We start from the raw sequence: 26880 nt of genomic DNA, 5'->3' as shown, positions 1-26880 counted from the left end.
CGCGCTTGCGATCCTGCCATCCCCACTGCCGTCACGGAGCCGCCAGGTGACCGAATCGCACGACTTCTTCCTCCCCGGTGGCCCACAGGGCGTGCTGCTGGTCCATGGCCTGACCGGCACCCCCGCGGAAATGCGCATGCTGGGCAAGGGCCTGAACAACGCCGGTTTTACCGTGCACGGCGTGCAGCTGCCCGGGCATTGCGGCAGCGTGGATGATCTGCTGGCAACCACCTGGGAACAGTGGTACCAGGGCGTGGAAGATGCGGCGGCAACCCTGCGCGGCAAGGTCGACCAGCTCTTCGTCGGTGGCCTGTCGATGGGCGCGGTGCTGTCATTGGCCTTGGCTGCACGTCGCCCGGAGTGGGTCTCCGGGGTCGGCGTCTACGGCGCCACTTTCCGCTACGACGGCTGGAACATCCCCGCCGTGGCTCGCTTCTCGTTCCTGCTGCCGTGGTTCAAGCGCTTCAACATCGGCCGCGACCGCATGTTCATGGAGGAACCGCCCTACGGCCTGCGTGACGAGCGACTGCGCGCGCAGGTCAGTGCCGCCATGCTGTCCGGCGACAGCGCGGCGGCCGGCCTTCCGGGCAACCCCTGGCACGCGCTGGCCGAGATGCGCGCCCTGAGCAACTGGACCCGCCGCCACCTGCACCAGGTCACCGCACCGTGCCTGGTGATGCACGCACGCGAGGACGACGTGGCCAGCATGGGCAATGCCGAACTGGTGATGTCGCGGGTGAGCGGCCCGAAGGAACTGGTGGTGCTGGAAGACAGCTACCACATGATCACCATCGACCGCGAACGCCGCGACGTGATCCGCCGCAGCGCGCGCTTCTTCACCGAGATCGGTGAACGCAGTGGCGTACTCAAGGCGGTGGCCTGAAATGGGGGCACTCGCCACGCTGCTGTGGCTGGCCAATGTGGTACTCGATACCGGTGGCCAGCTCGCCTTCAAGGCCGCCGCCAGCGATCCGCAGGAAGGCGAAGGACTGCAACGCTGGAAACACATGCTCAGCCGTCCCTGGCTGTGGATCGGCATCGCCTGCTATGTGCTTGAGTTCGTCGCCTGGATCGCGTTCCTGTCGCTGGTTCCGCTGTCCAAGGGCGTGCTGCTGGGCTCGATCAACATCGTCGCACTGATGATCGCCGGCCGCTTCCTGTTCCGCGAAAAGCTCACGCCGCTGCGGGTGACGGGCATGCTGCTGGTCACCGCAGGCGTGGCGGTGGTAGGAGCCGGCTCATGAGGCGCCTGTATGTAATCGGCTTCCCGCTGCTGATGGCCTTCGACACGTTGGCCCAGCTGTGTTTCAAGTACGCCGGTGATGCCGCGCTGCCGGTCGAGGCCAACACCGCGTGGCTGCTGCGCGTGCTGTCGCAGCCGTGGGTGTACGGCGCCATCCTCGGCTACGTGGGTGCGTTCTTTACCTGGATGAGCCTGCTGCGGCATGCGCCGATCGGCCCCGCATTCGCCGCCTCGCACCTGGAAGTGATCAGCGTGCTGCTGCTGTCGGCGTGGCTGTTGAACGAGCCGCTGACCCTGCACCATCTGCTCGGTGCAGTACTGATCGTGGCCGGCATCGTCTGCCTCGGCCGCGCGGAGGCCGACGACCCGCACAGCCCGGCCGAAAGCACGTCGTGAGCGCACCACGATGAGCCTGTTCGCGCGCGAGCTCCCACCGACGGCGGGCCTGCCGATGCAGGCCAGCGATTTCCTTCCCGGTGGCGGCAACCTGCGCGAAATCCTGGCCAGCCAGCTCGGCACACCCCCTCTGCAGCTGACCTGCTCCGGTACCCATGCACTGCTGATCGCGCTGCGTACGCTGCGCAAGCGTGCACCAAAGCGCGACACCGTAATCATGCCGGCCTATACGTGCCCGCTGGTGCCGATCGCGGTGCACAGCCTGGGTCTGCGGGTGCAGCTGTGCGATACCCGGCGCGACCATTTCGACTTCGCCCCCGGCCAGCTCAGGCGTCTGGCCGATGCGCGCACGCTGGCGATCCTGCCCACCCATCTGGGCGGTCGCATCGCCGACGTCGAGCTGGCCTGCGAGGTCGCAAGCGGCGCCGGTGCCTGGGTGATCGAAGATGCCGCACAGGCACTCGGTGCACGGATTGGCAACACCAGTGTCGGCCTGCGCGGCGACATCGGTTTCTTCAGCCTGGCCGCCGGCAAGGGGCTGAGCCTTCACGAAGGCGGCCTGCTGGTCAGCCGCGACGACGAACTGCGCGCCGCGCTGGCCGAACATGCCGCCGAACAGGTGCGTTTCAGCCTGCGCTGGGAGCTGCTTCGCAGTGTGCAGCTGCTCGGGCTCGCAGCCTGCTATCGACCCTCGCTGCTGTCGCTGGTGTACGGAAATCCACTGCGCAGTGCACTGCAACGCGGCGATCTGGAAGAAGCGGTCGGTGACATTTTCCCGCTGGACATCCCGCAGCACCGGGTCAGCCAGTGGCGGCAGAACATCGGCGCACATGCCGCGCGGCGGCTGCCTGCCTTCCTGCAGGCCGGACGCCTGCGTGCATTGCAGCTGCGTGTGCAGCTGGCACAGCTGCCGGCGGTGGACGTGGTCGATGGGCTGGCCGGTACCGGCGGCACCTGGCCGATGCTGATGCTGCTGCTGCCCAGCCAGCGCGCGCGCGATGCTGCGCTGAAGAACCTGTGGCCACGCGGTCTCGGCGCCAGCCGCATGTTCATCCATACCCTGCCCGACTACGCCTATCTGCGAGGCATCGTGCCGCAGGCCGACGTGCCCAACGCGCGCGACTTCGCCGCACGCATGCTGACCCTTGGCAACAGCGCCTGGCAGACCCGTGAAGAGACCGCAGAAATTCTGCAGGCATTGGCTGACGCGCAGCTCTGAAAGCGGGTATTCCCGGGCAATCGGCCCATTCACAAAGATCATTCCTGAACGCTTTCCCCGCCCGGAAATGAAGGCTTTCAACAGGAAAGGAACGAGAAAGGCTGCCTGCCTACATTGAGCCTGCCCCGGCATCGCGCCGGACGTTTCTTTCATCGACGGACCTGCCCATGCGCTGGAGCATCCTGTGTGACTTCGACGGCACCATCAGCCTCGAAGATGTCATCGACTCGCTGCTGGAGAAGTACGGCCAGCCGGGCTGGCAGGAACTGGAAGAGCAGTGGAAGTCGGGAAAGATCGGCTCGCGTGAATGCATGCAGGGCCAGGTCAGGCTGCTGAAGCTGGACCCGGCCACGCTCGACGCCCACCTGGATCAGGTACAGATCGATCCGGGCTTCGCCGCCTTTGTCAGCCGCGCCGAACAACTGGGCGTGCCGCTGCGCATCGTCAGTGATGGCCTGGACTATGCGATCCACCGCATCCTCGCCAACCACGGTCTGTCGCGACTGCCGGTGGTGGCCAACCACCTGCGCTGGTGCGGGGACCACTGGGAACTGGAATCGCCCTACCAGGCCGAAGGTTGCCGCAGTGGCACCTGCAAGTGCACCTGCGCTGCGCAGGCGCGCGCCAACGAAGCACCGCGCGTGCTGATGATCGGCGATGGCAGCTCGGACTTCTGCGTCTCCGAAGATGCCGACTTCGTGTTCGCCAAGCGCCGCCTGATCACCCATTGCACGAAGGCCGGCATCGAACACGCCGCCATCGACACCTTCCACGATGCAGTCGCGCTGCTGCCGCGCCTGCTCGATGGCAGCCTGCTGCAGCCACGTCATTTCGACGCCAGCCCGCAGCCCATCGTACTGCCCCTGCTGGCCACCGCCTGAGCACTCCCTTCCAGACCCGCTCCCCGTTGCCCCCTTTCGAACGTCCTTCACGGAACCGAACTGCATGAACATTTTTGACAAGAACGCCGACGCCGCTGCCTCCGATGCGCAGCTGCTGGCCGACGAAGCCCGCTACAGCTCCTTCGGCGATACCGTCCATTACGTCGACCCGCCGAAGATCTTCCAGCGCGGCGAAGGCAGCTACATGTTCGACGGTGCGGGCGTGCCCTACCTCGATCTGCAGATGTGGTACTCGGCCTGCAACTTCGGTTACAGCAACAAGCGCCTGAACGACGCGCTGAAGGACCAGATCGACACCCTGCCGCAGGTCGCCAGCCAGTACCTGCACCCGACCCGCGTGCAGCTGGCCAAGACCATTGCCGTGGACATGCACGAGAAGTTCGGCCTCGACGGCCGCGTGCATTTCAATGTCGGCGGCGCGCAGGCCATTGAAGACTCGCTGAAGATCGTGCGCAACGCGCGTGGCGGCAAGAGCCTGATGTTCGCCTTCGAGGGCGGCTACCACGGCCGCACCCTGGGCGCGTCGTCGATCACCTCCAGCTACCGCTACCGCCGCCGCTACGGCCACTTCGGCGAGCGCGCGATGTTCATCCCGTTCCCGTACCCCTTCCGTCGCCCGAAGGGCATGACCCCGGACGAGTATTCCGACCACTGCGTGTGGCAGTTCGAGCGCCTGTTCGAAAGCGAGTACAACGGCGTGTGGGATCCCAAGGTCGGGCAGGCCGAATACGCCGCGTTCTACGTCGAGCCGATCCAGGGCACCGGCGGCTACGTCATTCCGCCGCGCAACTTCTTCACCGGCCTCAAGCGCGTGCTGGACAAGTACGGCATCCTGATGGTGGTCGATGAAATCCAGATGGGCTTCTGGCGCACCGGCAAGCTGTGGTCGATCGAGCACTTCGGCGTGACCCCGGACGTGCTGGTGTTCGGCAAGGCGCTGACCAACGGCCTGAACCCGCTGTCGGGCCTGTGGGCGCGCGAAGAGCTGATCAACCCGACCGTGTTCCCGCCGGGCTCCACCCACTCCACCTTCAACTCCAACCCGCTGGGCACCCGCCTGGGCCTGGAAGTGCTGAAGCTGGGCAAGGAAATGGACTACGAGCGCACCGTGCCGGAAAAGGGCGCGTACTTCCTCGACGGCCTGCGTGGCCTGCAGAAGCGCCACCCGGAAATCGGCGACGTCGACGGCCTGGGCTTGGCCCTGCGCGCCGAGATCTGCCAGACCGACGGCTACACCCCGAACAAGGAACTGCTGGATCGCATGGTCGACATCGGCCTGGCCGGTGACCTTCTGCATGACGGCAAGCGCATGGGCCTCGTGCTCGACGTGGGTGGCTGGTACAAGAACGTGATCACCTTCGCGCCGTCGCTGGACATCAGCTACGAAGAGATCGACCTGGCGATCACTCTGCTCGATCAGGCGCTGACCAAGGCCAAGGGCTGACGTCGATGCGCTGCCGGTTCCCGTGCCGATGGAGATGACGTCACGCGCATCCAGCACCGCGCTGGAACCGGCTGCGCTGCTGGAGGGCTTCCTGGCCCACCCGCCGCTCGGATTCGAGGCAGGCCGCCTTCCCAGCGGCCTGCCGACCTTCCGTGCGCCGCTGGACCTGACCACCACGATGGACGACGAACTGCGCGGCAGGCTGCTCGGCCTGCCGCTGTCGCGCCTGTGGCGGCCATGGATCACCTGGAAGACGCGCTTCGTCGGTGCCACCAGCACCGAGTACACCCCGTTGCCGACGCACGTGGCGCCGGAGGTGCTGGCCGAGGACGTGGCGCGCCACGCGATCGGCGATACGCGCCTGCTGGTGGTCAAGGACCTGGCCATCGATTCACCGCTGCTGGACGATGCCGCCAACGCACACAGCGGCGCCTTCCTGCAGGCATTGCTGGCGCGCGGCTTCGTCGAACTGGAAGGCATGCCGCTGGCCTGGGTGGCGATCGATTTCGATTCGCTCGATGGCTATCTCGGCCGCCTGTCGTCCTTGCGCCGCAAGAACATCCGGCGCAAGCTCCGTTCGCGTGATGACCTGCAGATCGACTGCATCGCCACCGGTGATCCGGCCCTGGCCGACCCGCAGCTGCAGGCCGAACTGTACACACTGTACCTGGGCGTGTATGCGCAGAGCGCGGTGCATTTCGACCAGCTCGACCTGCCCTATTTCCAGTACCTGCTGGCCGACGGCCAGGGCCAGGGACGGATGTTCCTGTACCGCCACCAGGGCCAGCTGATCGGCTGGAACCTGTGCTACGTGCATGCCGGCAAGCTGGTGGACAAGTACATTGGCCTGGCTTATCCGCAGTCGCGCGAGCACAACCTGTACGCGGTCAGCTGGATGCACAACCTCGAGTACGCGCTGCAGCACGGCCTGAGCCACTACGTGGCCGGCTGGACCGATTCGCGGATCAAGGCCGAGCTGGGCGCCCGCTTCACCTCCACCCGGCACGCGATCCACGCCCGCTCCCCGCTGTTGCGCGCTGCCCTGCGCAAGCTGGCGCCGCATCTGCAGGGCGAACCGGATGGAGGCGGTTGAACGATGCCGTTGCGTTCCCCGCTGATCCTGGACCTGGACGGTGGCGTATTGCCGCTGCCACAGGCGCAGACCCTGGCCCTGCCGCAGTGGCACGATCCACTGCGCTTTGCCTGCAGCAATGCCACCCTGGACCGTTTCGCCACTGAAGTGCTGGCGCCGCTGCCCGCGCAGCTCGGCACGGTCATGCTCGGCAGTGGCGACTTCCACCACCTCAGCCTGCCGTTGCTGCAGCGCATGCGCCCGCAGCAGCCCTTCCAGCTGGTGGTGCTGGACAACCATCCGGACAACATGCGTTTTCCGTTCGGCATGCACTGCGGGTCGTGGGTGAATGCCGCCAGCAAGCTGCCGCAGATCTCGCACATCCACGTGCTGGGCATCACCTCGAGTGACATCGGCCTGGGCCACGCCTGGGAAAACCACTGGCGCCCGCTGATGGGCGGGCGGCTGACCTACTGGTGCATGGATGTGGACGTGGGCTGGGGCCACCGCCTCGGCATGGGCCGTGCATTCCGACGCTTCGAACATCCGGAGGGACTGGTCGCCGCGTTCGCCGCCGAGCAGGCCAAATCGCCGCAGCCGGCCTACCTGTCGATCGACAAGGATGTGTTCGCCGAGGACGTCGCCCGCAGCAACTGGGACCAGGGCCGCTTGCAGCTGGAACACGCACTGGTGGTGATCGAAGCACTGCGCGCCGGCGGCCTGGTCGGGAGTGACATCACCGGCGAAGTGTCGCTGGCCAACTACCAGAGCCGCTTCAAGCGCTGGCTGTCGTCACTGGATGGCCAGCCCGACATCAGCGCCGAGGACCTTCCCGTCTGGCAGGCGCGGCACCAGCAGGTAAACCGCGAACTGCTGGCGGCGATGGCCGCCGTGCCGACGGCCTGCTGAGCGCGTCGGTAATGCCGGCCGCTGGCCGGCAATGCCAACCAAGGTTGGCATCTACCAGACCAATGCCGGCCAGCGGCCGGCACTACACTGGACTCCCACCCCGGAGCCCTCGCCATGCCCCAGACCGTCATCCCGCAGCTGCGCATGCGCCACGCCGATACCACCCTGCCGTTCTACGTGCAGGGGCTGGGTTTCGTGGTCGACTGGGAACACCGCTTCGAACCCGGTTTTCCGCTGTTCGCCCAGCTCACCCGCGACGGCCAGACGATCTTCCTCACCGAACACAGCGGCGACTGCGAGGTCGGCGGCGCGGTGTACTTCATCGTCGAGGATGTCGACGCCCTGCACCGCGCCTTCAGTGCCGCCAGCGTGCCGATCGAGCAGCCCCCGCATGACACCGAATGGGGCAGCCGCGAGATGCTGCTGCATGACCCCGACGGCAACCGGCTGCGCTTTGCCACCCACGTGGACTGAACGATACGGACTTGAGGCGAATATACGAAGCATATATGATTCGTATATCCACTCCTCCAGGACCGCCCATGGGCATCGTCAACATCGATGACACCCTGCACGACCAGCTGCGCCGTGCCTGCACCGTCTCCAGCCGCTCGATCAACGCCCAGGCCAACTTCTGGATCCGGGTCGGCATGCTCTGCGAGCTGAACCCCACGCTGAGCTTCCAGGACATCGTCGCCAGCGAACTGCGGGCGGCCGGCGTACAGCCGCAAGCGCTGGCCCCCGGGCGGGCCTGACATGGCGATGATCAAGCAGCCGCACGAAATCGCGCTGATGGCCGAATCCGGACGCCTGCTGGCGCAGGTGTTCGCCGCGCTCGACCAGCTGCCGCTGCAGGGCCGCAGCACCATGGAGATCAATGAGTTCGTCGAGCGCATGATCATCGATGAGCTGCAGGCGCGGCCGGCCAGCAAAGGGCAGTACGGCTTCCCGTACGTGCTCAACACCTCGATCGACAACGTCATCTGCCACGGCGTGCCCAGCACCACCGACGTGCTGCGCAACGGCCAGATCGTCAACCTCGACATCACCCTTGAAAAAAACGGCTACATCGCTGATTCCAGTACCACCTACCTGGTCGGCGAGGTCGACTACGCCGCACGCCGGCTGGTACAGACCACCTACCAGGCGATGTGGGAAGGCATCGCCGCGGTGCGCCCCGGCGCGCGGCTGGGCGACATCGGCCACGCCATCGCCCGCCACGCGCGCAGCCACGGCTACAGCGTGGTGAAGGAGTACTGCGGCCATGGCATTGGCCAGGAAATGCACGAGGAACCGCAGATCCTGCACTACGGCCATCCCAATACCGGCATGGTGCTGGAAGAAGGCATGGTGTTCACCATCGAGCCGATGCTCAACCAGGGCAAGCCGGCGATCCGCCAGCAGGCGGACGAGTGGCCGGTCTACACCCGCGACGGCAAGCTGTCGGCGCAGTTCGAGCACACGGTGGTGGTAACCCGCAACGGCGTGCGCGTGCTGACCCTGCGCCCTGGCGAAGCGCCACTGTGCGCGGTGGACGCGGCCTAGAGCGGGCGCACCAGCAACAGTGTCGCCAGGCAGAACATGAAGGCCGCCACGGCGGCATCCAGCACCCGCCAGGCACCTGGCCTGCGGAACACCGGCTGCAACAGTCGCGCGCCATAGCCCAGCGCGCAGAACCAGGCCACGCTGGCCAGGCACGCCCCGGCGCCGAAGGCCCAGCGCAGGTCACCCGGATAGCGCGTGGACAGGCTGCCCAGCAGCACCACGGTATCCAGGTACACGTGCGGATTGAGCAGGGTGAAGGCCAGGCAGGTCAGCAGCACCTGGCGCGCACTGCCGGCCTGCGCCTCGGCGGCGGCCAGTACGCTGCCACCGCGCCACGCGCGCAGCCCGGTCTGCACGCCATACCAGAGCAGGAACGCCGCGCCACCGAAGCGCAGCACCTGCAGCAGCAGCGGCCACTGCAGCACCAGTGCGCCCATGCCGCCCACGCCGGCCAGGATCAACGCGATATCCGCGCCGGCGCAGGCCAGCACCACCCTGCCCACATGCCGCTGCTGAAGGCCCTGGCGCAGCACGAAGGCGTTCTGCGCACCGATGGCGATGATGAGACCGGCGCCTGCGAACAGGCCGGCAGCGAAAGCGGTGATCCACATCAAGAACGGGCCAGGCAGCAGGAGGATGCGCAGGGTGCGGCCGATGGCCACCTTCAGGCAATCTTGTTTTTCTTTATCCTGTACAGAAAAACTGAAGAGGCGCCGGCGTGGACCTGGTACATCCGCAACTGTCCGCATTCGCAGCCGTGCTGGAAGAAGGAAGCTTCGAGGCTGCGGCACGCCGCCTGTCGATCAGCCCGTCGGCACTGTCGCAACGGATCAGGGCACTGGAAGACCGGCTCGGCCAAGTGCTGCTGGTGCGCCAGGCCCCGTGCCGGCCTACCGCCGCCGGTGAGGCGCTGCTGCGCCGCGTGCGACCGATGCAGGCCCTGGAAGCCGAGGCCCTGGCCGAGCTGCTGCCCGAACGCGGCAGCGACACCGGACGCATGCCAATCCCTCTGGCGGTCAACGATGACTCGCTCGATACATGGTTCGTGCCGGCCGTCGCCGACCTCCACCAGCGCCATGGCTACCTGTTCGACCTGCGCATGGACGACCAGGACCATACCCTGCAACTGCTGCGCGATGGCAGCGTGCTGGGTGCGGTCACGGCCGAAGGCCGACCGGTGAAGGGCTGCAACGTGCACCCGCTGGGCGCCATGCGCTACCAGGCAATTGCTTCGCCCGGCTTCGCCCGCCAGTACTTCAGCGATGGCATGCAGGCCGCAACCCTGGCGCACGCACCGATGCTGGTGTTCAACCGCAAAGATGAACTGCAATGGCGCTTCGTGCGACGGCTGACCCGCGCCCGCCTGCAGCCGCCGCTACACTACCTGCCCTCCTCCACCGGTTTCGTCGAAGCCGCCGCGTGCGGACTTGGCTGGGGCATGGCCCCGGAAACCCTGGTCGCGCCCGCCGTGCGCGCCGGCCGCGTGGTGGTACTGGAACCCCGCCGCTGGCTCGATGTGCCGCTGTACTGGCAGCATGCCGCCGTGCGCTCAAGTACGCTGCAGCACATCACCCAGGCGCTGCGCACTGCGGCCAGCGGCATCCTTCGTTGAGGACAATCCGATGATCGCAGACCCGGGCTTCACGCCGCGCGCACTACCGTTTGCGCACTTCTTCATCACTGGGACGGCATGGGCGTGATCGGCCGACGTACAAGGATGCACCGGGCGAATGCCGCGCTGGCGCTGGCGCTGGCGACCTGCCTGCCAATTGCTGCGTCCGCGCAGAACAACAACGACGCACCTGCATTGGACTGGGAACAGGCGCGGCAACGCCTGGAGCAGGTCTCCGATGCACTGGCAGCCGCTGATGCAGCGGTACGCAACAAGCAGGACCTGCAGGACGCCACCCGCCTGCTGCGCCTGCCGGAGATCACCGGTGAAGTGCGCCGCCTGCAGTTCCAGAAGACCCTCACCCTGCCACTGGGCTCGCTGGCCCCCGTGGCTGAAGCCTTCGGCATCGATTCACCACTGTCGTTCACCGAGCGCGACTGGCGTACCCGTCCCGTCGTCACCGCGGTGCTGCCGCTGTACACCGGCGGCGTGATTCCGGCCGCTCAACGTGCCGCGAGCGCGGCCCACGAACAGGCCAGTGCCGAGCGCGAGGCACAGCGCCAATCGCTGACCGTGCAGCTGGCACAGGCCTATTTCGGCCAGCGCCTTGCCGAGCAGGCGGTGGACGTACGCCGTGATGTGCGCGATGGCTTGAATCGCCACCTGTCAGACGCAGAAAAGCTGGAACGCGAGGGCTTCGCCACCCGTGCCCAGCGCCTGCAGGCCACCGTGGCCCGTGACAAGGCCGAGCGCGAGTACCAGAAGACGGTGAACGACCTGGCCACGCTGAAGGCAGCGCTGGCCACGCTGCTGCGCAGTGGCGGCGAGGTGCAGCCGGTGTCGCCGCTGTTCGTGCAGCGCGTGCCGCTGGAACCCGTGACCAGCTTCGAGCGCACGGCGCAGGCGCGCCAGCCGCAGATCGCGCGCCTGCGAGCGATGGTGGCGCAGGCCGAACAAGGCGTACGTGTACAGCAGGCCAAGCTGAAGCCGCAGATCTTCGCCTTCGGCCAATACGACTTCCGCCGCCGCGACGAGATGCTGACCGATCCGGACTGGGCGTTCGGCATCGGCCTGAAGTACACCTTCCTGTCGCCGAACTCGCGGCCGGCGCAGATCAGCGCCGCGCGCGCGCAGCAGGAGCAGGCCGAAGCCGGCCTGCGCGAAGCCGAGAACCAGGTCGCACTGGGCGTGCGCAAGGCCTGGAATGAACTGGAGACTGCGCGCCAGCAGTACGTGCTGCTCGACAGCAGCATCGCCCAGGCACAGGAAAACCTGCGCCTGCAGGAGCTGGCGTTCCGCGAAGGCCAAGCGACTTCGCTGGATGTGATCGACGCGCGGCTCGGTCTGGGTGGCGCCCGTGTCGAGCGCGCGCAGGCCGCCTACCAATACGATATTGCGTTGGCGCAGTTGCTGGAGGTCAGTGGACAGATGGACCGTTTTGAAGAATACCGGCGCCGTGCGGACGAGGTGATCGACCATGAGTGATGTGCTGCACGACGATGCGACGACGCCCCCGGGCAAGCGACGGCTGGGACCGATCCTGCTGGTGGTCCTGCTGATCGCAGTGGTGCTCGGCCTGTGGCTGGCCTGGCGCAGCCCGGCCGATCAGATCCAGGGCATGGCCGATGCGGACACCATCAACGTGGCCGCCAAGATCACCGCGCGCGTGGCCGAACTGAAGGTGCGCGAGGGCGACCGCGTGCAGGCCGGGCAGGTGCTGTTCCTGCTCGACAGCCCCGAAGTGGCCGCCAAGGAACAGCAGGCGCACGGCGCGTTGGCCGCCGCACAGGCAGTGGCCGACAAGGCCGACGAAGGCGCGCGCAGCGAAGACATCCGCGCCGCCGAAGCGAACTGGAAGCGCGCCGAAGCCGGTGCGACGCTGGCCGAGGCCACCTACCAGCGCGTGCAGAACCTGTTCAACGAAGGGGTGATGACCCGGCAGAAGCGCGATGAAGCGCAGGCCCAGGCCACCAGCTCGCGCGAACTGGCCCGTGCCGCACGCGCGCAGTACGACATGGCGTTGGCCGGCGCACGCGAGCAGGACAAGCGTGCCGCGCAGGGCCAGGTGCAGCAGGCGCAGGGCGCGGTGGCCGAAGTCAACGCCGCCCGTGCCGAAGTCGAAGGACGCGCGCCGGTGGCGGGCGAGATCAACAAGCGCATGGCCGACCCGGGCGAACTGGTGCCGGCCGGCTACCCGGTATTCACCCTGGTCGACATCGATCGCATGTGGGTGGCGATGAACCTGCGCGAATCGCAGATGCAGGGCCTGAAGGTCGGCAGCAAGCTGCAGGGCAGCGTGCCGGCGCTCGGCCTGGACGGCGAATTCGAGGTCTACTTCATCAACCCGGCCGGCGACTATGCAACCTGGCGTACCACCCGCCAGTCGTCCGGCTACGATGTCCGCAGCTTCGAGGTGCGGGTGCGCCCGGTACGCCGCATCGAGGGCTTCCGCCCCGGCATGAGCGTGCTGTTCGCATGGCCCCAGCACTGAGCCCCGGCCGCGGCGGCTTCGCCGCCAGTTGGCGGCGTGAACTGCAGTCGCTGCGCGGCAACCGCGCCGATGTGCTGCTGGTCACCGTGCTGCCGCTGCTGATGCTGGCGGTGATGGCGTGGATGTTCACGCCCTCGGTAATGCGCGACATTCCGATCGCCGTGGTCGACCTCGACCACAGCAGTGACAGCCGCCTGCTGCTGCGCATGCTCGACGCCAGTCCCGGCGTGCGCGTCGCCAGCCAGCCTGTGGACATGGAAAACGCGCGTTCGCAGCTGCGCCGCCTGGATGTGTTCGCCATAGTGCTGGTGCCGCGCGATGTCACCCGGCAGGCGTTGCGTGGCCGCCAGGGCACCGTGTTCGCCTATTACAACGCCACCTACATGACAACCGGCCAATCTGCGGCGCGCGATATCGGCGACGCGGTTTCGGCCTGGAACGCACGTCTGCTGCGCGAGCGCATCGGGCTGCAGGTCGGCCCGGGCAAGCTGCGTGCGGCGCCGATCGCGGTGCAGTCGGACATCCTGTACAACCCGGCACGCAGCTACGAATTGTTCCTGCTACCGCTGATCTTCCCGGCGGTGTTGTCGCTGGTGCTGGCACTTGCGGTGGCCGGCAGCCTCGGCCGCGAGATCCGCGACGGGACCCTGCCCGCATGGATGGGCCGCACACCATGGTCGGCGATTGCCGGCAAGGTCGCGCCGTACATCCTGCTGTTCTCGCTGTATGGCGCACTCGGCATCGGCTACCTGGCCTGGCTGCGCGGCGATGGCGTGGCAGGCAGCGTGCTCCTGCTGCTGCTCGCACAGCCACTGTTCTATCTGGCCACCGCCGCCTACGCGTTGTTCTTCGTCGGCGTCACCCGCGACATGGGTACCGCACTGTCCGCGGTCGGCCTCAGCATCGGCACCGCACTGGCGTTCTCCGGCGCCACCTTCCCGGTACTGGACGGCCCTCTGTTCACCCGCGTCTGGCACCAGCTGCTGCCGCTCAGCGCCTACATCAAGCTGCAGACCCAGCAGCAGTTCATCGGTTCGCCGCTGCAGGTCTCGGTATGGCCACTGGCCACGCTGTTGTTGATGGCGGTCGTGGCCGGTGGCATCGGCGGCCTGCGCCTGATCGCCTTCGCGCGCACGCCCGAAGCCGCGCAACCGGCGGGAGCCGACGCATGAGCGCACTCTGGCGCAGCCTGCGGCAGACCCTGATGGCGGTGCTCTGCGACCGCTACGCGATCGTGGTGATGGTCGGTGCGGTGATCCTGTACTCGTTCTTCTATCCAGCCGCCTACCGGCACCAGGTAGCCGGCAACCTGCCGGTGCTGGTGGTAGACGAAGACCACAGCGCGACCAGCCGCGAGCTGCTGCGCAAGCTCGACGCACTGCGCGTCGCGCGCGTGGTCGGGCAACCGGCGGACGTCGACAGCGCACGCCGGCAGCTCGAAGCCGGCCATGCCGAAGGCATCGTCGTGATCCCGGCCAACCTGGAGCGCGACATCCTGCGCGGCCATCCGGCCAAGCTGGTATTGCTTGGCAACGGTGCCTACCTGGGCCGCGCCAGCTGGGTGCTGGGCAGCGTAGCTGATGCGCTGGGTGCGTTCGGGCGTGATGCCGTGGTCGGCCAGGCCGCCTTCATGGGTCCACCGCAGGCACCGCCGGTCACGCTTGTGCAGCGCCCGCTGTACAACACGCAAGAAGGCTATGGCAGCGCCATCGTGCCCGGCGTAGCCGAACTGATCGTGCACCAGACGCTGTTGATGGGCATCGGCGTGCTGCTGGGTGGACGTCGTCTCGCACTCGGCCGGCGCCTGCGCTTCGACCTGCCGACCCTGGCCGGCATGGCGATGGGCTTCGGCCTGATTGGCCTGTTCGGCCTGTTCTGGTATGCCGGCTTCACCGCCTGGGTGCAGGACTACCCGCGCGGCGGCAACCCATTCGGCCAGCTGCTGGGCGGCAGCTTGTTCATCGCCGCCACCGTGGCCTTCGGCCTGTTCGTCGGCAGTTTCTTCCGCACCCGCGAACGCGCCTTCCAGTACATCATCGCCACCTCGATCCCGCTCTTCTTCCTGGCCAGCCTGTCGTGGCCGGCAGTGATGACGCCGCAGCCGCTGGTCTGGTTGGCGCAGCTGCTGCCCACTACTTCGGGCATCAACCTGATGGTCCGCCTGAACCAGATGGATGCCAGTCTGGCCGAAGTCAGCCACGAACTGATCACCCTCACCGTCCTGCTGCTGCTCTACGGCAGCCTCGCCACCTGGCGCCTCCTCGCCCCAACGGGGACGGAGGGGATTAAGTCGTAAACGGCAAGGTTGAGGGATTGCGACTTGATCCCCTCCGTCCCCTATTCAGGGGTCGGGCGCGTACCAGAACGGAATGCGGTACTCGCGGCGTCGCTCCGGGCCGCGTTCGCCCCCTTCGGCATTCCAGACGAGGCTCAGGTCATGGCGTCCGGGTGCCAGCGTCGCCATGGGCAGATAGCCCACCAGGCCACGCATGTCGAGATCGCGGCGCTCCATCGGCATGAAGTCGTGCAGGTCAACCGGCGTGCCATCCAGCTGCACCCGCCACAACCGCGACAGGCACTCCACCGCTGCGCTGGCGGCCTTTGCGCCGGTCGCTTCATCGCGTGCGGCGGGCGAGGCAGTGCAGTGCTGGCGCGCCAGCGGGTTGTCGCGCTGGGGGCGGTGTGGAATGAACACACGCAGGCGTGAACCACTGATCGTGTCCGAAGGGATCATCGGATACGGCAGCAGCTGATCGTGCGCCGAACGCATCGATTCGTAGTGCGCGCTCAACATGCCGTGTTCGACGGCCTCGTCGGTCATCACCTGGTAGCGGTTGAACAGCGAGAACTTCACCGAGCCCAGCACCTGCACCGCGCCCAGCACCATGGCCACCATCACCGCCAGCAGATAGACCGCCATGAACGAACGCGAGCGCAGGTTGCTCTGCAGGGTCAGCTGCATGGTCTGCATCAGGCGCAGCAGGGGAATCCGTTGCAGGCCCGCCAGGAAGCGTTGCAGCCACCGCTGCAGGCCGTCATAGGCCTGGTCGCGCCGCTGCCGGCGCGCAATGACACGCTCCAGCAGTGCAGGAACCAGTGCGAGCACAAGCAGGCTGGCCAGCACGGTACCGACCACGATCATGGCCACACGGTCGGAACCGCCGGCAAGCGCACTGATCGCCATCGCCACGCACAACGTCAGCACGGCCATCACCAGGGTGCCGGCCAGCGTCTGCACCGCCAGCAGCGTGGTGGAAAAGAGCATGGTGGCCAAACGATCAGCGCGTTCGATGCTGCCGTCCAGGCCGCCGTCGCGGGCCTTGAGGAAGGCGCGGGATACCGGGCCCATCTGCGGCAGCCGTTCCCAGTCGATGCCCTTGGGGAAGTGCGATTTCAGCCCGATCAGGCCTATCCAGTAGCCGCGCACGGTCAGGTGCGCGATCAGCGCTACCGCCAGCACGTAACACATGCCCACGCTGATGCTGAAACCAAACCACAGCACCTGGAAGTACATGCCTTCTGTGTGCAGGCTGCTGCGTGCCCACGCATCGAACAGGTAGCCTGGTACCGCCAACAGTGCGAACGCCAGCAGGCCAGAGATGAACAGTTCGAGCTCGTCGGTACGCTCACGCAGTCGGCCGAAGCGCGCTGCAGCTTCCGGTGCTGGATCGACCTCGACAGCCGGCGCGCGCGACTCAGCCAGGGGTGATTCGTTCACTGGGCGTTCATCCGTTGAAGTCGGCGCAGTATAGACACCGGGCTGCGCTCCGCGATACGGGGCCGCTCAACGACGAACGCCGGCACGGGGCCGGCGTTCGGGAAATACATACTGCGGTGTGGAAGGGGAAATGAGGTCTGGCTGTAACCGATCAGCGGTAGACGCGTTCGCAGCGGCGTTCGACCACGCGGTCGCCGTTCTTCTGCTGGCTGTTGCCCTGGATCTGGCGGCCGGCCGCGCCGCCAGCTACGGCACCGGCCACGGTGGCCAGCTTCTTGCCATTGCCACCGCCCACCTGGTTGCCCAGCAGGCCGCCGATCACCGCGCCGGTGGCCGTACCGGCAATGCGGTTGGGATCGCGTGAGTTGCGCTGCACTTCAACGTTCTTGCAGACCACGCGGCTGCCGTCGTTGAACCTGCGTCCCTCATCGCGCGGCCCGTAGGTCTGCGCGCCAGCCACAGACGAAGCCGCCAGCAGGGTGCCCAGCACAAGCAATCGGGTCGAGGTCTTCATGGCCATCTCCTGAGTTCCTGTATGGCGCAAGTGTCCTCCCGCGGTTGGCAACCCGAAGTGAAATGCGCGTGCCCGCCATTTCATCGGCCATCGCACGTTCAGGATGAAAATCCGCGCCCATCGCGACCAGCCGTCGCGATGGGCGCCGTCTCCCTGCCGGCATTGCCCCCTGCTAGAACTCTCCCCAACCACCCGCATTGGCGGCCAGCGTCGGCTCCATCCGCGGCGACAGCACCGCCGACCGGCGTGCCGGCGCAACCGATGCCGCCACGGCTGCCAGCGCCGGGCGCACCGCTGCGGCGGCGGTCACCGCCCCCCGTGCGGAACACCGATACGGCCTCGGCCAACAGGTTTGCCTGCTCCTCCATCGAGCGCGCTGCGGCACTGGCTTCTTCGACCAGAGCGGCATTCTGCTGGGTGGTCTCGTCCATCTGCACCACCGCCTGGTTGACCTGTTCGATGCCCGAGCTCTGCTCCTGTGATGCAGCGGAGATGTCGGCCATGATGTCGGTCACGCGCTGCACCGAGGCCACGATCTCGCCCATCGTGGTGCCGGCCTGGCGGACCAGGGCCGATCCATCGGCGACCTTGCCGACCGAATCCTCGATGAGGCCCTTGATCTCCTTGGCCGCACCGGCCGAGCGCTGTGCCAGCGTGCGCACCTCACTGGCCACCACCGCAAAGCCCCTGCCCTGCTCGCCGGCACGCGCGGCTTCCACCGCCGCGTTCAACGCCAGGATGTTGGTCTGGAAGGCGATGCCGTCGATGACACTGATGATCTCGGCGATCTTCTTCGACGCGGCTTCGATGGCCGACATCGTGGTGACCACCTGCCCGACCACTTCGCCGCCCTGCGAGGCGACACCGTGCGCGCCGATGGCGAGCTGGTTGGCCTGGCGTGCGTGCTCGGCATTCTGTTTCACAGTGGAGGTCAGCTCCTCCATCGACGCAGCCGTCTCTTCCAGGTTTGCCGCCTGCTGTTCGGTGCGCCGCGACAGGTCAGTGTTGCCGGATGCAATCTCGCCTGCCGCCAGGTTGATGCTGGACGCGCTGGACTGGATGCGGCCGACAATCTGCTTGAGCTGATCGACGGTGGCATTGCAGTCATCGCGCATGCGGGCGAACACGCCGTGGAAGTCCCCCTGCATGCGTACGGTGAGGTCACCGCGCGAGATCGCCTGCAGCAGGGTCGAGACCTGCACCAGGTTCTCGTCGGTGGTCTGCATCAGCCGGTTGAGCCCTGCCACCATGTCGCGGAAATCGTAGGCGAAGCGACCTTCGTCGCCACGCAGGCTGAAGTCGCCTGCCGCGGCCGCTGTCGCCAACCGGCGGATCTCGCTGTTGATCGCCGACAGGCTGGACTTGGTTTCGTCCATCGCCTGGGTGATCGCCGCCTTCTCGCCGGGCAGCGGGTCCATGTCCACCGACAGATCGCCGCGTGCGTAGTGCTTCATCACCTCGATCAAGCGGTTCTGCACCTGCACGTGCGATCCGACCAGCGCATTGGTCTCATGCACCATGCGCCCGTAGTCGCCGGGGAAGGCGCTCTCGTCCATGCGGTAGCTGAGGCTACCCGCATCGTGCTGGCGCGCCAGCTCACCCTGCGCCGCCATCACCGCCTGCAGCTGTGCCTGCATGCGCTGCATCGACCTGAGCAACTGGGTCACTTCATCGTTGCCCGAGGCATCGATGACGTTGTCCAGCCGCCCATTGGCGATACCGTCGGCCAGCTTCACCGCGCCTTCCAGTGGGCGGGTCAGGCTGCGGGTGATCGCCCACGCGGCCAGCGCGCCGAGCAACAGGCTCATCACGCCGAACACGATCGACAAGGTGCCGGTCCAGGATTCGGTTGAACGGTATTCCTCGCGGCTGCGCTCGGTCAGCGTCTCCTGATGCCGCAGCAGCGTCGAGATGGCCTCGTTCCACGCCGTCGCCAGCCCATGCTCGGCAAGCAGTTCCTTGGCCGCGCCGTCGAAATCACCCGCCTTCATGCGCTCGTGCAGATGCCGGGTGGAGGCGTCGGTGGCCTTGCGTGCCGCATCGATTTTCGCAACCAGGGTATCGCCGGTGGCGTCACGCGGAATCTTGATGTATCTGGCCCAGATACCATCGTAGGTCTGCGACAGCTCCTGCGCCTTCTGATAATCCTTGTCGAAATCCTCGCCACGCTTGATCACCATCAGCCTGCGGTGCATCAACACCGCATTATTGGTATCCAGCATGTCGTTCAACAGCCGCATCTTGACCATGTTGACGTCCACCACTTTCTCGAACTGGGCGGACTTCAGGTGATTTCCATACAGCACCAGGCCGATGATGGCCACGATGAACAGCAGCAGCAAACCAAACCCGGCACCCAGCCGGGATCCCACTCGGAGGTTGCGTAAGGCGAGCATCTCAATTCCCTTGATCATGGCCGTACGATCGGTTGCGGCGCAGGCAAGGGAAACTTTATGGGCCGATATTATTGCATCGATCCAAAACAACGAAACTGTGCAGGCGGTCGTGAAATCGAACGGGCCAGAAGGTATACCCGAAAATATCGACACCCCCTCAGACACGGATCAATACCGCGCCGCCATCACGGGTATCGACGCAGCCACGGCTTTCAACATCCAGCGGCTATACGCCCCACTGGAGTCAGCCAGGATGGTTACAGGAGTTCATACCACGCCCCTGCATCTCCATATTCATTTTCTCCGAAGTACTCCCATGGAGTACCGGCAGGAGCAGCGGAGCATATTGCGAGCGGCGTAACATCATCTGAAATGCATCGCGATGGCAGGGTGACCTGCAATCGCCGGGGCGTGGCCCAACGTACGACTCATGCCATGGAACGCATCGTTACTGAGGCTCCATGCACTCCGCTTAAGGCTGACGTGACTCCTGGTGCAGGCGCCATACGCGGCCATACGGCGCGCAGGCTGTGTTGCCCGGATGTGCTTCGCAGATCGCGCGCCACGCGCCCCCTCATCCGCACCTGGAACAACGCTACAGTCCGTACATGACCATCACCCTGCAGATCAATGGGACCGCCATCGACGACATTGTCGGCCTGTACGCGGAGATCAATCGCGTGTTCATGGCCGGCGAGGACTGGCAGCTCGGGCCGAGCCTGGATGCGCTGGATGACCTGTTGCATGGCGGCTATGGCGCGTTGGCCGGCCACGCGCAGGCCACACTGATCTGGCGCGATATCGCCCACAGCCGCACGGCTCTGGGCGTGGAGACCACCCGCCGATGGCTGCAGGCCAAGCTGGACACACCGGGCAGCTTCAATTCGCAGGCCATTGCCCGCCAACTGGACGCGCTGCAACGGGGCGAAGGTCCGACCTACTTCGAGATCGTCATGGAGATCTTCGGTGGCCACCGGCAGATCACCCTGGTCCCGGCCTGACCCGGTTGCTGTGCCGTACACCAGCGGCGGCAGCCCTGCGCCCCAGCAGTTACCATGGACGGCCCTGTACCAGCTCCGCTGCCGCCGCCCTCCGGCGCGGCCGGACGCCCTGATCCACGAGTCCCATGTCCAAAGACAAGTCCGCCGAACACACCCCGCTGATGAAGCAGTAGCGGCGTGCGACTCATTGGCAGAATCAATTTATTGATTTACAACAGATTGCCAGAGCCTCATCGGATCGTTCGCGGATTTGGCTACCCCTTGGCGACCTGCTCAACCCCCTATTGAAGGACTTTTTGCGCAGCCCCTAACGCCGACTGCGGCAGCCTCGGAGCCATGAGCGGAGGAAGCCACTCATGCGCTATGACGGCCCAAAAAAAATGTCGCTTGCCGGGCACTGAAACGACGCTTCCGACCGCGTGCTTTGCACGCCCACCAATCCCCCCATCGGAGCGCTCGCCACGGACAGGTTCCAGTCCCACCGCCGGGCGCACATCCAGCCTTCGCAGGGCGTGGCCGGCGTGATCGCCAGCGGCATCAGCCCGGGCCACATCGGCGCCAAGGGGACCACCGGTTCGGGCACCACCTCGGCCACCAACATGGGCTGGCCGGCGCGGTAGGACCGGATCGCCACCAGGCACTCGCTGCGCATCTCGACGTGGGGCATGTCCTGGAAGCTCTTCCAAGCCCCACCCCACCTCAATCCCGCCTGCTGGGCCAGTTCACCGAAGCGTTGGTAGCCCTGCCGCACCTGCTCGTCCCTCAGGTCCCAAGAAGGGCGCCCACGCTTGTAGATGACCATATCCGCCGCCCAGCCGTGGTTGTGGCAGCTGCTGCCTGGCCCCACCTGGGTCACGCCCTTCTGGCTGGCGAGCAACGCGGCCTGGCGCTGTTCAGAGCGGTAGCCCTCCATCAGGCGCAGGTCGTAGCCCTCGCCCTTCATTTGCAAAGCGATCCGTTCCAGTGTTGAGCGAAGCTCGGGCTGGACACCGTCCCACTGCGGGGCGTCTTTGTGACGGTGGAACAGGCGTTTGAAAAACCCTGGCTTCTTCCCGTGGACCTCGGCGGAATCTGCGGCTGGCGCGTGAGCGTGGACCAAGATGGGGGCGCTGGCCAATGCGAGCGCGAGCAACAAGCGTTGAAACATGAGTAGGCCTCCTTACTCACATGAGCGATACACCCATGCAAGCGGAGAATCGAAAACGCGCAAGGGGGCTTGCGGAATTTTTTCCCTGTCGTAGAAGAACAGGGGTGGGGAAAAGTCGGCCCCACCGCTTCCTGGCGCAACGGCCCCTCCTGCCGTTGCGCCGGGAAGTTTCGTTGGGGGGGCTTGCGCATTCCAGGATCTGATCTATTCGTGAGTGCACACGCTCACTCATTTCAGACCCAGGAGGCCACCCCATGAAACGCTCCCTCATCCACTGCGCTTGGTTGGCAGTCCTTGTAGCGGGTCTAGCAAATGCTCAAACCCAAGTTGGCAACAACGCCACTGCCACAGACTCTGAAGGCACCTCCGTCGGTGACGACTCGACCGCCTACAACAATTGCGTCGCAGTGGGAAAGGGCTCCCTCGCTGGAAGTCCCAATGCAGCATTCGGCGACTGCATCGCAGTGGGAGCGGACAGTGTCGTTGGAACTGGTTCGATTGGCTTCGGAACTCGGGTTCGAGCCCTCGCCGGCGGCGTCATTGTTATTGGAAACGACGCGTTCGCGCCTGCTGGCGCGGTGAGCGGCACGGTCGTCGTTGGCCACAACAGCAACGGAGACAACGCAACCATCATTGGCAGCAACAGCCAAGTCAACGGCAACCCCTCCAATAGCAATGAAGGAGGGGTTGGCGTGGGCAAGAACATTCGAGCTACTGGCGCAGGCACTGTGGTAGTGGGCGATGGCGGCCGAGCTCTCAATTCCAATCATTTGGGGGCCAAGACCGCGACAACCGCGCTGGGAGCCTTCACCAACGCCGACGCTGATGGCTGCGTAGCCCTCGGCGCTACCAGCGACTGCGGCCGCGAAGCCAACACCGTCTCCGTGGGTAACGCTACGCTTAAGCGCCGTGTGTCCAACGTGGCCGACGGCCTCTACGACACAGACGCTGCGACAGTCGGGCAATTAAATCCTATGGCTGGTGCACTGGGGGCCGGTGCACGTTACGTCAATGGACAATTCATCGCTCCGACGTATGTTATGCAGAGCGGCAACACTTACCACACGGTTGCTGACGCGCTCTACGACATCGACGGACGACTTCACACCATTGAGAACAACCCCGGCGGCGGCCAAGGTCCAGCAGGCTCCGATGGTGCCAGTGCCTACCAAGTGGCCGTGAACAATGGCTACCAGGGCAATGAGCGCGAATGGTTGGCGTCGCTGAAGGGAGATAAAGGCGAGCCAGGCCCGGCAGGATCGGACGGACAAAGCGGAACACCAGGGCCAGCAGGCCCCCAAGGTCCGGCTGGACAAGATGGAGAGGACGGCAAGGATGGCGGTGGCAGCTCTGCGGTGGCCGGGGCCAACATCGAGGTCACGGACAACGGGGACGGCACCCAAACCGTTGCCTTGAAAGACACCATTGAGCTTTCCGAGCAGGGCTCGGTCCAAGTGGCCAAGGCCATCCACAACAGCGACGGCTTCACTGTCCAAGGCGGCCCATCGGTCACCCGATCCGGGATCAACGCCGGCAACCAGCGGGTAACTGGGGTGGCTGCAGGGGCGATCGCTCCTGGGTCCACGGACGCGATCAACGGTGGCCAATTGTGGGACTACCAGCGGCAGCAAGACGACCGCTGGAACCTGACGGACCGCCGTTTCCGCCAGCTCGACAAACGGGTGAGCGGTGTGTGCGCCATGGCCCAAGCAAACGCCCAAATGGCCACCTCAACGTCGGCGATCCACGGTGAGAACCGCAACCGCTTGGCCGTAGGTGTCGGTGGCTGCAGCGGCCAAGCCGCCATTTCCATTGGCTACACCCGGGACGTGACCACCCCACGCGGATCCCCATCGGCTTTCTCGATCGGGGTTTCCCGCAGCGGACAGGACACGGCCGTGGGCGCAGCCTGGGCCATCGGTTGGTAACGAATGTCAGCAGCGAAAAGGAGGTGATCGTGTCTCGGCAAGGGCCCTTCGGGCTAGCTGCCCTTGTTTAGTGCGCACACAGCTACCCAACCCGGAGACAAACGATGCCCCAAATGTTTCGAAAGATCTGGCATTGCCTAACAAGCAAATGCCGAAACTGTGGCCTCACGGCCTCAGATCCTGAATTGCGCGCGATTTCCCCACTTGACTCGACTGACCACGCAGGCAACCTGAAATCGTGGACCCCACACAGAAGCCAGACCGACAGCTGGCATATCAGGGGAACTGAAATGAAAAATTTTGCCACTGCTAACGCGAATGAGCGTATCCATCGAGACATTTGCCAAGATTTTTCTTTGAAGATGTGGAAGCAAGACGTTCCAGACATGACTGAAAAGTCGGTGGTTGATGAGTTGCTGGATGCGGCTTTGAAGTCTGCCAAGAGGCTGGGCATCAAGCCCAAAATTGACCAGAACGGGCCCATCCATCACGGGGACTGATGGATGGGTCGTATCAAGCAGGGACGAAGGACAAAGCTTTCCTCTGAAACAGAGGATCTTCTGCGCTGGGCAATTAAAGAACAGTATGCTGATAAGCTGATGTCTGATTTGCTTGATGCCGGATACACTGCGGATGACGCACTCAAAATTGCTGCCGACCTTTCGATTGACAAAAGAATCGAAAAACATATCGAAACGCGAATCGAAGACCTGTGTATTAAGGATTTTGCGAGCGCAGTTAGGGAGGTGATCGCTGAGGCGCAGGATGAGAACAATGGTCACTTCTCCGCATTGCGAAAAAGGCTCTCTTTTCGTGGGGCCTTCTGGGGGCAGGCTTTGAGCTCTTTCTTAATCGCATGCCTTGGATTTGTTCTCATATTTTTTTGCGCAATTATGTGGAAGGCAAACAAAGACACGAAGTTTGGGCGATGGGTAGAAAGAGTTGCCCTTATCAGCGAAGTTGATAATCATTCGTCCAAGCCACCCACAACCACAAGTGATTCTCCAGCCCCTTAAGGGTCTTGGTGGTCGTCCAGGTCTTCCGCCCCAATCGGGCCAGGTCATTGCGCATTTTCGCGAACGCCAAGTTGATGGCGAACAAGGGGTCGTATTCGGGCACGGTCGGAGACCGGAGCTTGGCGTGGGTGATCCCTGGCAGCGTTTGCGCTACCCACTTTCCATAATTGGCATCCCCATCGCTGGCCAGCGTCGCGCCAGCCTTCATTCCAATGGCCGCTTCGGAGAGCACTCGGGGAATCACCTGGGGGCGGTCATTGATGACCCAGCGATTGCCTTCAATGCCTTGCCGCATGCTGGAAGGCTTACGAGCCACCCCGAACGCCAGCACCTCTCCCGTCTTGACGCGAACCACCACCGACACGGAAACCTGCTTCCAGCGGGCATGAATGAAGGTCTCCAGCTCATCGAACATGGCGTAACGAGTGCTTAGAGTGGTCAGGTGCTTTGTGTGATGGGCTTTGGCCTGGGCGGCCAAATGGGCCACCTTGCGTTCCACCGTGCTTTGGCTGCACCCCAGCACCTCAGCCATCCGACGCATGGTTACGCCTGACACGGCCAGCTCCAGGACCTTTCGATTCAACTCCGGCCGGTGCTGGCCCCGCGTGGGCTTGGCCTGCGAAGAAGAAAACCACGCCCCACATCCTCGGCACTCGTAACGAGGCACGGGTTGGCGGTTGTGCCGCGGCCTGTAGTAACCACGCTTCCGGTAAAACCCCGCCGGCGGCACCTGGTGGTAGGCGCACTCGGCATTTGGGCAGCAGGGTCGTGGGCTTCTCATGATCCCAGAACGTAGCGCGGATCTAGGTAAAAGTTAACAAACGTTGGAATGCTATCCCAATCCAGCCCTTTAGATTGGGCATCCAGGACGGCCCCGGTGAGCATCCAACGAGGGCAGCTAGCCCTTCGGGGCCCTTGTTCGCGAACTCCAAGCACAAAAACAATTCAAATACAATTGTTTTCGTTGAAAAGCTTCCTCTTTCGCCGTATAATCGCCTCATCCGAATTTGTGGACAGTTCCGGGTGCGAGTCCTGGGTTGTCGCAATGGTCGTAACGTCGTTTGCCATCGCTCTGAAAGCCCTCAGACGATGGGTGGTTAACCTAAAGGCAAAGGAAGAAGTCAAATGTGTTGATAAAAACAATTACAAGGAACCAAAAATGAAAAAGAAGAATGTTGTAAGAAAGACAATTGAACGCTTTAAGAGCACGATTTATCGCTTGAAGAAGCATCCGCTTGGTGTCGCTATCGGCGTGGCACACGAAGTGGTGTATCAGACGACCATTGCGGTAGCGGCTAGCCAGCTGCCCACCGCACACCCGGTGAACGCGCGTTGAGCCACGCTCCCCGTTGACCGATATGAAAAGCCCGGGCCCAGCCCGGGCTTTTTCTTTGGAACGCTGCTGCTATCCGCAGCGCCTCCGCTCCGGAAGAGCCGAAACCGCCCAAACCTAGCCCCGTCCTTTCTCCGTTGCCACAAACGCGCCATCGGAATGAAGGACCGCGAACGTATTCCCCTGGACGTGCTCTGGCCAAACCTGTCCTGGCAGGCCCACGAACTCCAGCGGAAGGTTGGCCTCTTGGTCTGGTTCGAACCCAGCGAACGGGTCAAAGCTCTGCGGCTGCCAGTCCTCGAACTGAAAGTCCCTGTTCCAGACCATTGCAAAGGCCAGCGGATAGGCCTTCAGGACATAGATCGCCGAACTGCCTTTCCCGCCCAAGATGCCCAGCCCGAAGTCGCGAAGAACCGTTCGACCGCTGTAGGGATACACCCAGTAGTGAAGCCGAACCTGGCGTAGAAGATCTGACCGGTCATCGAACAGATGCTGGCTGTGGCGTTCGTCGTAGCGATTCAAGCCCACCGATGACATGTGGCCCAGAACTCCCCTTGCCACAAGCTGCGGCTGGATGCGGATGCTCTGGTAGTAGGTGACCTTGCTTCGATCACGCAAGATCTCCGTCACCTGTCGACTCATCGATACAAGCGCCTTGTCGTATCGAGAAAGCACCGAGCCGTTGCAGGTCCTGCAGATACTCCTGAAGCAAACACCATTGGGCATCTTGTGCGACCGCGGCTTCTTCTCTCCACTGATTGCATCGGCGACGCTGGACACCCTCAGAGCGATGCCTTGAGCCCACGCCTTGGGCGGCACGTGGTTTTCGGTCAGGTCGGTTTCCTGCCCGCATATGTTGCAACGTCCCTTGGAAGGTCCAACCGGGAACTTAAAGGTCACTCGCCCGCCCCATGCTCGCCATGAACTGCGAAGAGATTACACGCAAGCGACGTGTGGCCTCTCACGTCCTTCGCAGCAGGCTTGCCAACTTCAA

27 protein-coding genes and 1 pseudogene are annotated in these 26880 nt (G+C 64.7%); 21 read left to right on the top strand and 7 right to left on the bottom strand.

Going from position 1 to position 26880, the window contains the following annotated elements; all coding sequences use genetic code 11:
- Positions 1 to 46: 46 nt before the first annotated feature.
- From FQS62_RS06835 to map, 11 genes are all read left to right on the top strand, one after another.
- Positions 47 to 883, top strand: a complete 837-nt coding sequence (locus tag FQS62_RS06835; protein ID WP_099588539.1) for an alpha/beta hydrolase — start codon at positions 47 to 49, stop codon at positions 881 to 883.
- A gap of 1 nt (position 884) precedes the next feature.
- Entirely contained in the window at positions 885 to 1244 is a 360-nt protein-coding gene (locus tag FQS62_RS06830; RefSeq protein ID WP_012479558.1) for an EamA family transporter, read from the top strand.
- A complete protein-coding gene (locus FQS62_RS06825) occupies positions 1241 to 1639 on the top strand; it encodes a DMT family transporter (RefSeq protein ID WP_049446815.1) in 399 nt (132 codons plus the stop codon). Before FQS62_RS06830 ends, FQS62_RS06825 begins: the two co-directional genes overlap by 4 nt.
- Before the next feature lie 10 nt (positions 1640 to 1649).
- Positions 1650 to 2858, top strand: coding sequence for a DegT/DnrJ/EryC1/StrS family aminotransferase (locus FQS62_RS06820; protein ID WP_208043049.1), 1209 nt, complete (start codon positions 1650 to 1652; stop codon positions 2856 to 2858).
- A 167-nt stretch (positions 2859 to 3025) separates the two neighbouring features.
- Positions 3026 to 3739, top strand: a complete 714-nt coding sequence (locus tag FQS62_RS06815; protein ID WP_099588541.1) for an MtnX-like HAD-IB family phosphatase — start codon at positions 3026 to 3028, stop codon at positions 3737 to 3739.
- A 64-nt stretch (positions 3740 to 3803) separates the two neighbouring features.
- Entirely contained in the window at positions 3804 to 5204 is a 1401-nt protein-coding gene (locus FQS62_RS06810; protein ID WP_006425764.1) for an aspartate aminotransferase family protein, read from the top strand.
- A 28-nt stretch (positions 5205 to 5232) separates the two neighbouring features.
- Complete coding sequence (locus FQS62_RS06805; protein ID WP_208043050.1) at positions 5233 to 6297, top strand: GNAT family N-acetyltransferase; 1065 nt, start codon at positions 5233 to 5235, stop codon at positions 6295 to 6297.
- Positions 6298 to 6300: 3 nt separating this feature from the next.
- On the top strand, positions 6301 to 7185 hold the full coding sequence (locus FQS62_RS06800) for an arginase family protein (protein ID WP_049446821.1): 885 nt from the start codon (positions 6301 to 6303) through the stop codon (positions 7183 to 7185).
- 114 nt (positions 7186 to 7299) lie between these two features.
- Positions 7300 to 7659 (top strand): bleomycin resistance protein, encoded by a 360-nt coding sequence (locus tag FQS62_RS06795; RefSeq protein WP_099588542.1) that lies wholly within the window; start codon positions 7300 to 7302, stop codon positions 7657 to 7659.
- Between the two features lie 68 nt (positions 7660 to 7727).
- The gene (locus FQS62_RS06790) at positions 7728 to 7940 is read left to right on the top strand and encodes a ParD-like family protein (RefSeq protein ID WP_049433902.1); all 213 of its coding nucleotides are present in this window, start codon (positions 7728 to 7730) and stop codon (positions 7938 to 7940) included.
- Between the two features lie 7 nt (positions 7941 to 7947).
- Positions 7948 to 8730: a type I methionyl aminopeptidase gene (gene map / locus FQS62_RS06785; protein WP_208043052.1), complete on the top strand. Its 783-nt coding sequence runs from the start codon at positions 7948 to 7950 to the stop codon at positions 8728 to 8730.
- Here the strand turns inward: map and FQS62_RS06780 are convergent.
- Positions 8727 to 9341: a LysE/ArgO family amino acid transporter gene (locus FQS62_RS06780; protein ID WP_208043053.1), complete on the bottom strand. Its 615-nt coding sequence runs from the start codon at positions 9339 to 9341 to the stop codon at positions 8727 to 8729. The two genes, map and FQS62_RS06780, sit on opposite strands and share 4 nt — an antisense overlap.
- A 107-nt stretch (positions 9342 to 9448) precedes the next feature.
- On the opposite strand from FQS62_RS06780, the gene FQS62_RS06775 reads away from it, so the two are divergent.
- The 5 genes from FQS62_RS06775 (at position 9449) to FQS62_RS06755 (ending at position 15129) form a co-directional block, all read left to right on the top strand.
- Positions 9449 to 10342 (top strand): LysR family transcriptional regulator ArgP, encoded by an 894-nt coding sequence (locus FQS62_RS06775; RefSeq protein WP_154348709.1) that lies wholly within the window; start codon positions 9449 to 9451, stop codon positions 10340 to 10342.
- A gap of 78 nt (positions 10343 to 10420) precedes the next feature.
- Positions 10421 to 11827, top strand: coding sequence for a TolC family protein (locus tag FQS62_RS06770; protein ID WP_049426715.1), 1407 nt, complete (start codon positions 10421 to 10423; stop codon positions 11825 to 11827).
- The gene (locus tag FQS62_RS06765; protein WP_154348708.1) at positions 11820 to 12833 is read left to right on the top strand and encodes an HlyD family secretion protein; all 1014 of its coding nucleotides are present in this window, start codon (positions 11820 to 11822) and stop codon (positions 12831 to 12833) included. The genes FQS62_RS06770 and FQS62_RS06765 overlap by 8 nt, the downstream gene beginning before the upstream one ends.
- The gene (locus FQS62_RS06760; protein ID WP_208043051.1) at positions 12818 to 14005 is read left to right on the top strand and encodes an ABC transporter permease; all 1188 of its coding nucleotides are present in this window, start codon (positions 12818 to 12820) and stop codon (positions 14003 to 14005) included. Before FQS62_RS06765 ends, FQS62_RS06760 begins: the two co-directional genes overlap by 16 nt.
- The gene (locus tag FQS62_RS06755) at positions 14002 to 15129 is read left to right on the top strand and encodes an ABC transporter permease (protein WP_154348706.1); all 1128 of its coding nucleotides are present in this window, start codon (positions 14002 to 14004) and stop codon (positions 15127 to 15129) included. Before FQS62_RS06760 ends, FQS62_RS06755 begins: the two co-directional genes overlap by 4 nt.
- 45 nt (positions 15130 to 15174) lie before the next feature.
- Here FQS62_RS06755 and FQS62_RS06750 read toward each other — a convergent pair whose 3' ends face one another.
- From FQS62_RS06750 to FQS62_RS06740, 3 genes and pseudogenes are all read right to left on the bottom strand, one after another.
- The gene (locus FQS62_RS06750; RefSeq protein ID WP_088481097.1) at positions 15175 to 16551 is read right to left on the bottom strand and encodes a hypothetical protein; all 1377 of its coding nucleotides are present in this window, start codon (positions 16549 to 16551) and stop codon (positions 15175 to 15177) included.
- A gap of 151 nt (positions 16552 to 16702) precedes the next feature.
- On the bottom strand, positions 16703 to 17071 hold the full coding sequence (locus tag FQS62_RS06745; protein WP_014646414.1) for a glycine zipper 2TM domain-containing protein: 369 nt from the start codon (positions 17069 to 17071) through the stop codon (positions 16703 to 16705).
- A 166-nt stretch (positions 17072 to 17237) separates the two neighbouring features.
- A pseudogene (locus FQS62_RS06740) lies at positions 17238 to 19461 on the bottom strand (methyl-accepting chemotaxis protein).
- Between the two features lie 608 nt (positions 19462 to 20069).
- On the opposite strand from FQS62_RS06740, the gene FQS62_RS06735 reads away from it, so the two are divergent.
- On the top strand, positions 20070 to 20462 hold the full coding sequence (locus FQS62_RS06735) for a barstar family protein (protein WP_154348704.1): 393 nt from the start codon (positions 20070 to 20072) through the stop codon (positions 20460 to 20462).
- A 361-nt stretch (positions 20463 to 20823) separates the two neighbouring features.
- Here FQS62_RS06735 and FQS62_RS06730 read toward each other — a convergent pair whose 3' ends face one another.
- Positions 20824 to 21609: a M15 family metallopeptidase gene (locus FQS62_RS06730; protein WP_226053496.1), complete on the bottom strand. Its 786-nt coding sequence runs from the start codon at positions 21607 to 21609 to the stop codon at positions 20824 to 20826.
- A gap of 254 nt (positions 21610 to 21863) precedes the next feature.
- On the opposite strand from FQS62_RS06730, the gene FQS62_RS06725 reads away from it, so the two are divergent.
- From FQS62_RS06725 to FQS62_RS06715, 3 genes are all read left to right on the top strand, one after another.
- A complete protein-coding gene (locus FQS62_RS06725) occupies positions 21864 to 23537 on the top strand; it encodes a hypothetical protein (protein ID WP_046272093.1) in 1674 nt (557 codons plus the stop codon).
- A gap of 290 nt (positions 23538 to 23827) precedes the next feature.
- Positions 23828 to 24037 carry a hypothetical protein gene (locus FQS62_RS06720; RefSeq protein WP_049421744.1) on the top strand — a complete coding sequence of 70 codons (210 nt, stop codon included), beginning with the start codon at positions 23828 to 23830 and terminating at the stop codon, positions 24035 to 24037.
- A 3-nt stretch (positions 24038 to 24040) separates the two neighbouring features.
- Entirely contained in the window at positions 24041 to 24553 is a 513-nt protein-coding gene (locus tag FQS62_RS06715; RefSeq protein ID WP_133120055.1) for a hypothetical protein, read from the top strand.
- Here the strand turns inward: FQS62_RS06715 and FQS62_RS06710 are convergent.
- A complete protein-coding gene (locus FQS62_RS06710) occupies positions 24489 to 25085 on the bottom strand; it encodes a hypothetical protein (RefSeq protein ID WP_049400426.1) in 597 nt (198 codons plus the stop codon). The two genes, FQS62_RS06715 and FQS62_RS06710, sit on opposite strands and share 65 nt — an antisense overlap.
- A 627-nt stretch (positions 25086 to 25712) precedes the next feature.
- Between FQS62_RS06710 and FQS62_RS06705 the strand changes: the two genes are divergently transcribed.
- Positions 25713 to 25889 (top strand): hypothetical protein, encoded by a 177-nt coding sequence (locus FQS62_RS06705; RefSeq protein ID WP_005410152.1) that lies wholly within the window; start codon positions 25713 to 25715, stop codon positions 25887 to 25889.
- Between the two features lie 114 nt (positions 25890 to 26003).
- On the opposite strand, the gene FQS62_RS06700 is transcribed toward FQS62_RS06705, so the two are convergent.
- Positions 26004 to 26786 carry a hypothetical protein gene (locus tag FQS62_RS06700; RefSeq protein ID WP_141098920.1) on the bottom strand — a complete coding sequence of 261 codons (783 nt, stop codon included), beginning with the start codon at positions 26784 to 26786 and terminating at the stop codon, positions 26004 to 26006.
- Between the last annotated feature and the right edge of the window lie 94 nt (positions 26787 to 26880).

Source organism: Stenotrophomonas sp. SBJS02, from assembly GCF_020428325.2.
GTDB classification, from domain to species: domain Bacteria; phylum Pseudomonadota; class Gammaproteobacteria; order Xanthomonadales; family Xanthomonadaceae; genus Stenotrophomonas; species Stenotrophomonas africana.
Note: the sequence above shows the minus strand (reverse complement) of the source record. Positions and strands in the feature narration are given on the sequence as shown.